Source organism: Nonomuraea sp. NPDC050478 (assembly GCF_044458265.1).
Classification (GTDB): domain Bacteria; phylum Actinomycetota; class Actinomycetes; order Streptosporangiales; family Streptosporangiaceae; genus Nonomuraea; species Nonomuraea ferruginea.
On sequence record NZ_JBITHT010000004.1, the window covers coordinates 273,957 to 278,811 of the forward strand.

Consider the following 4,855-nt stretch of genomic DNA (forward strand, 5'->3'; position numbering starts at 1 on the left):
CGCCTCACCCCCCGCCGCGCACGCTGAGGGGACGCATGTCGGTCCACACGGTCTCGATGTGCGCCAGGCATTCCTCACGGGTGCCGGCGAAGCCCGTGGCCCGCCAGCCGGGAGGCAACTCCCGTCCCGCGGCCCAGACGGAGTACTGCTCCTCGTGGTTGACGACCACCAGAACATCGCTCATATCTTCTCCTCAAGAGCGCGCCGATCGATCTTTCCGTTGGGGGTGAGCGGCACGGAGTCCAGGGGGATCACCCTGGTCGGCACCATGTACGCGGGCAGGATCGCGGCCAGCCGGCGGCGCAGGTCAGGGCAGTCACCGACGACGAACGCCACCAGGGCGTCGCCGGACACGGCCGCCACGGACTGCCGCACGCCGGGCAGGCCGTCCATGGCGGCCTCCACCTCGCCGAGCTCCACCCGGTAGCCGCGTACCTTCACCTGGGTGTCGGCCCGGCGCAGGTACTCCAGTCCCGCGCCGGTGCGCCGCACCACGTCGCCGGTCAGGTACAGCCTGCTGCCCGGCTCGCCGTAGGGGTCGGGGACGAATCGGTCGGCGGTCAGGGCCGGCCGGCCGAGATAGCCGTCGGCCACGCAGACGCCGCCGATGGCGAGCTCGCCCTGGCCGACCTCGTCGAGCCCGTCGTCCACGACGTGGACGGTGGCGCCGGGGAGCGGGTCGCCGATCGAGACCGTCCCCGGCTCGATCGGCACCTCCCAGGAGGTGGCCCAGACGGCGGCCTCGGTCGGGCCGTACATGTTGACGAGCCGTCCGACCCGGGAACGCAGGTCGCCGGCCAGGGCCGCGGGCAGCGCCTCACCGCCGACGAGCGCGGTCAGCCGGGGGCCGCGGAACCCGGCGTAGAGCAGGACCCGCCAGCCCGAGGGGGTGGCCTGCATGTGGGTCACGCCCTCGCGCTCGATCAGCGCGGCGAGCCGTTTGCCGAGGAGGGCGGTCCTGGGGTCGACGAGGACCAGCCGTCCTCCGGTGACGAGCGGCAGGTAGAGCTCGGGCACGGACATGTCGAAGGTGAGGGAGGCGGCCGAGAGCCAGACGTCGCCGGCCGTCGAGCCCACCAGTTCGCGCATGCCGGCGAGCAGGTTGGCCAGCGCCCGGTGCGGCACCACCACCCCCTTGGGCGTGCCGGTCGAGCCCGAGGTGTAGATCACGTACGCCGGGGACGAGGGGTCCGGGGGCGCGGCGGGGACCGGCGCGGCCGGGGGGTGCTCCCGGTCCAAGCGGAGCACCGGCACCGCGGTCGTGACCGGCTCGCCCTCGGTCAGCAGCAGGTCCGCGCGCGAGTCCGCCAGGACGAGTTCGACGCGGGCCGCCGGGTGCGCGGGGTCGAGCGGCAGGTAGGCCGCGCCGGTCCGCAGGACGGCGAGCATCGCCGTCACGCAGGCCGCCGACTTGGCCGCGCATATCCCCACGAGCTTGCCGGGGCGGGCTCCGGCGGCGGCGAGCCTGGCGGCCAGCCGGTCCACGGCCTCGTCCAGCGCGGCGTAGGTGAGGCGCTCGTCGCCGGCGACGAGCGCGATCCGGTCCGGGGTGCTCGCCGCCTGGCGCCCGAACGATTCGACAAGGGTTGGGAGCGCTCCCAAAACAGGCATGGTCAACTCCGGTTCGACATGGTCAGCTCCGGTGGGATCAGACGTGCAGCAGTTCTTCGACGGCCTCGGCGGCCGCCCGCAGCCCCGGCCGCGCCGCCCCCGCGTACGGGGCCACCCGCTCACGGTGACCGTCGGCGGCCAGCGCCTCGTTCAGCAGGGGGACGATCTCCTCCGTCGTCCACCGCCGCTCGGGCAGCCAGGACCCGAGCCCGAGCCTGGCCAGGCGCATGCCGTTGTCGGAACGGTCGAAACCGTGCGCCAGCAGGACCTGCGGGACCCCCGCGGCCACCGCCCTGACCACGGTGCCGATGCCGCCGTGGTGCAGCACCGCCCTGGCACGGCCCATGACCTGGTGGAAGGGCAGGTGCGGGAACCAGGAGACGTCCTGGGGCAGGTCGGCGGGCACCAGGTCCCGATGCCTGGCCACGACCAGGGCGGGCACGCCCGCGGCCGCGCACGCCGCGACGGCGGCGGCGTAGAACCGCTCGTGGATCATGCGGCCGGTGCCGCCCGTCACGATCACCGCGCCGCGGTCGAGCAGGCGCTCGGCCTCGGGCGGGACCGGGTCGGTGAAGGTGTCGTCGCCGTACGGCGCCCCCGTCAGCCGGACCCGCGACGGCGCGGCGACCCCCGCCCGGTCGAACCACTCCGGCCACAGCCCCAGGTGGAGCCGGGCCGAGGTGAACCAGGACGTCCAGTCGCCGACAGGCCCCAGCCCGAGCGTCGCCCGCACCGCGTCGAGCCGGTCGCTCATGGTCTCCCGGTACATGTGCACGGCGGGGCGTTCTGACATGTACTGCACCGGCGTCACGGCCACCCACGCGGTGGGCACGTCCAGCACCTCGCCGGCGAAGAGCGTCGAGATCGCCGTGGTGTGGCGCCCCACGAACACCGTCTCCCCCGGCACGTGACGGGCCTTGAGCACCTCGCACTCGAACCGGATCTGGTCGAACAGCCCGATGGCGTCGTAGAAGCGCCGCCACCGGTCCATCCCGGCGCCGAGCAGCATCGGCGTGTCCGAGAGGTATCGCTCGTACTCGCGCTCGGTGTCGATGGGCGTGAACTCCAGGCCCTCGCGCCGGGCCACCGCCTCGAAGGGGGCGTGCGTGAGGATCTCCACCCGGTGCCCGCGTTCCCGGAGGATCCGTCCAAGACCCACGAACGGCAGGACGTCGCCGTGCGTGCCGTGGGTGACCATGATGACGGTGGTCAAGGGGACTCCCCGGCCGCGGCCTGGGCCCGCGACCCCTCCTCGATGGCCCGCGCCGCCTCCGCGACCGTCAACCCGTCGACGAAGAGCACCTCGACCGGCAACTCGATCCGGAACTCACTCTCCACCATGGCCAGGAACTGGACCATCGCCAGCGACTGGCCGCCCAGTTCGAAGAAATCCTGGTCCGCGGACGCGACCTCGACCCCGAGGATCTCGGACCACAACCGCATGACCTCGTTTTCGAGCACGCCGAGCACAGCCATGACGCATTCTCCTCGTAGCGCGGAAACGACACCCGTCACCAAGGGAACCGTGCGCCACGAAACGGGCGCTCCTCGCCGGTGATGGGGTTCAGCAAGGGGCAGCCACGCGCCCCACTCGCAAGATCGTTGGGATCGCTCCCAAACGGAACGCTAGGCTCGCGTCAGCACGCGAGTCAACCTTTTCACCGCCATCTGCGCTTCTGTTAGGACGACGGTTGGGAGCGCTCCCAACCGCATAGTCCTCCCACCAGGAAGGCGTCGGAAACTCCGAGCAGGGCTCGGAAAACTGCCCTCCTTGACCGACCTTATTTAGGTTAGGCTCACCTAATCAGGGATTCTCCCCACCAGGAGGCGCAGATGCGGGTCGCGATGTTCGGCTACCAGACCTGGGGACACCGCACGTTGCAGGCACTGCTGGGATCCGGCCACGACGTGGCGCTCGTCGTGACCCACCCCAAGAGCGAACACGCCTACGAGAAGATCTGGGACGACTCCGTCGCCGGCCTGGCCGCCGAGCACGGCGTGCCCGTGCTGCTGCGCGCCCGGCCCGACGACGAGCTCGTCACCGCGCTCAAGGAGGCCGAGCCGGACATCATCGTCGCCAACAACTGGCGCACCTGGATCCCGCCGGAGATCTTCCGGCTGCCCCGCCACGGCACGCTGAACGTGCACGACTCGCTGCTGCCCGCCTACGCGGGCTTCTCCCCGCTCATCTGGGCCCTGATCAACGGCGAGGAGGAGGTGGGCGTCACCGCCCACCTGATGGACGAGGAGCTGGACGCCGGCGACATCCTCCTGCAGCGCGCGGTCCCCGTCGGACCGTCCGACACGGCCACCGACCTGTTCCACCGGACCGTCGCGCTGATCGAGCCGATCGTGCGGGACGCGCTCACGCTGATCGACACCGGCCGGGCCGTCCCGGTCCCGCAGGACCGGTCCAGGGCGAGCTTCTTCCACAAACGCTCGCCGGAGGACAGCCGCATCGACTGGACCTGGCCGGCCGAGGACATCGAGCGGCTGGTGCGCGCCCAGTCGGACCCGTATCCGAACGCCTTCACCTTCTACCGGGGCGAGCGCGTACGGGTGCTGAAGGCGTCGGTGTCGGAGGGCGTCTACGGAGGGACTCCCGGGCGGGTCTTCATCCGCGAGGGCGACGGCGTGGTCATCGTCGCCGGCGCCGACGCCCGCCGGGGGCGCAGCCGGGGGCTGGTGATCGAGCGGGTCCGCACCGACGAGGGCGCGGACCTGCCCGCCACCGACGTCTTCCGCACCATGGGCGGCTACCTCACCGGCCGGTGACCTGCCCGGCCGCTCCGGGCACCGGGGCGGCCGGGTCCGCGCCGAGCGCGACGATCCGGTTGCGCCCGTCGACGTGCACCACGGACGGGACGTACGAGCCGAGCTCGTCTTCCGTCACCTGCCGGTAGGACATGACGATGACGAGGTCGCCCGGCGACACCAGATGGGCGGCCGCCCCGTTGACGCCGATGACGCCGGAACCGGGGGCGCCCTCGATGGCGTAGGTGACCAGCCGTGCCCCGTTGTCGATGTCGACGACGTGCACCTGCTCGCCCTCGACGAGCCCGGCCGCGTCCATGAGGACCTTGTCGATCGTGAGGGAGCCGACGTAGTGCAGGTCGGCCTGGGTCACGGTGGCCCGATGGATCTTCCCGCCGAGCAGGGTGCGCTGCATCTCCAGCCTCCGATGATCAAAGTTAGGTAATGCTATCCTAAGTTGATTGCAGCCCTCCGGCCAGAAGGAATCCCC

At 71.8% G+C, this 4,855-nt stretch carries 6 protein-coding genes; 1 reads left to right on the forward strand and 5 read right to left on the reverse strand.

The window, feature by feature from the left end:
• Nucleotides 1-4: 4 nt before the first annotated feature.
• The 4 genes from ACIBF7_RS21320 to ACIBF7_RS21335 are packed head-to-tail and all read right to left on the reverse strand — an operon-like array spanning nt 5 to nt 3,087.
• Nucleotides 5-184 (reverse strand): MbtH family NRPS accessory protein, encoded by a 180-nt coding sequence (locus tag ACIBF7_RS21320; protein WP_148033132.1) that lies wholly within the window; start codon nt 182-184, stop codon nt 5-7.
• Nucleotides 181-1,602 carry an amino acid adenylation domain-containing protein gene (locus ACIBF7_RS21325; RefSeq protein WP_397197915.1) on the reverse strand — a complete coding sequence of 474 codons (1,422 nt, stop codon included), beginning with the start codon at nt 1,600-1,602 and terminating at the stop codon, nt 181-183. The genes ACIBF7_RS21320 and ACIBF7_RS21325 overlap by 4 nt, the downstream gene beginning before the upstream one ends.
• Before the next feature lie 46 nt (nt 1,603-1,648).
• Nucleotides 1,649-2,824: a glycosyltransferase gene (locus ACIBF7_RS21330; RefSeq protein ID WP_397197916.1), complete on the reverse strand. Its 1,176-nt coding sequence runs from the start codon at nt 2,822-2,824 to the stop codon at nt 1,649-1,651.
• Entirely contained in the window at nt 2,821-3,087 is a 267-nt protein-coding gene (locus ACIBF7_RS21335) for a phosphopantetheine-binding protein (RefSeq protein WP_148033135.1), read from the reverse strand. Before ACIBF7_RS21335 ends, ACIBF7_RS21330 begins: the two co-directional genes overlap by 4 nt.
• Before the next feature lie 357 nt (nt 3,088-3,444).
• Between ACIBF7_RS21335 and ACIBF7_RS21340 the strand changes: the two genes are divergently transcribed.
• On the forward strand, nt 3,445-4,386 hold the full coding sequence (locus ACIBF7_RS21340) for a methionyl-tRNA formyltransferase (RefSeq protein ID WP_397197917.1): 942 nt from the start codon (nt 3,445-3,447) through the stop codon (nt 4,384-4,386).
• Here ACIBF7_RS21340 and panD read toward each other — a convergent pair.
• Entirely contained in the window at nt 4,373-4,780 is a 408-nt protein-coding gene (gene panD / locus ACIBF7_RS21345; protein WP_397197918.1) for an aspartate 1-decarboxylase, read from the reverse strand. The two genes, ACIBF7_RS21340 and panD, sit on opposite strands and share 14 nt — an antisense overlap.
• Between the last annotated feature and the right edge of the window lie 75 nt (nt 4,781-4,855).

Coding starts and splice junctions, on each gene's coding strand:
- ACIBF7_RS21320 (WP_148033132.1), bottom strand. CDS start 184: ATGAGCGATGTTCTGGTGGTCGTCAACCACGAGGAGCAGTACTCCGTC.
- ACIBF7_RS21335 (WP_148033135.1), bottom strand. CDS start 3,087: ATGGCTGTGCTCGGCGTGCTCGAAAACGAGGTCATGCGGTTGTGGTCC.
- ACIBF7_RS21340 (WP_397197917.1), top strand. CDS start 3,445: ATGCGGGTCGCGATGTTCGGCTACCAGACCTGGGGACACCGCACGTTG.
- panD (WP_397197918.1), bottom strand. CDS start 4,780: ATGCAGCGCACCCTGCTCGGCGGGAAGATCCATCGGGCCACCGTGACC.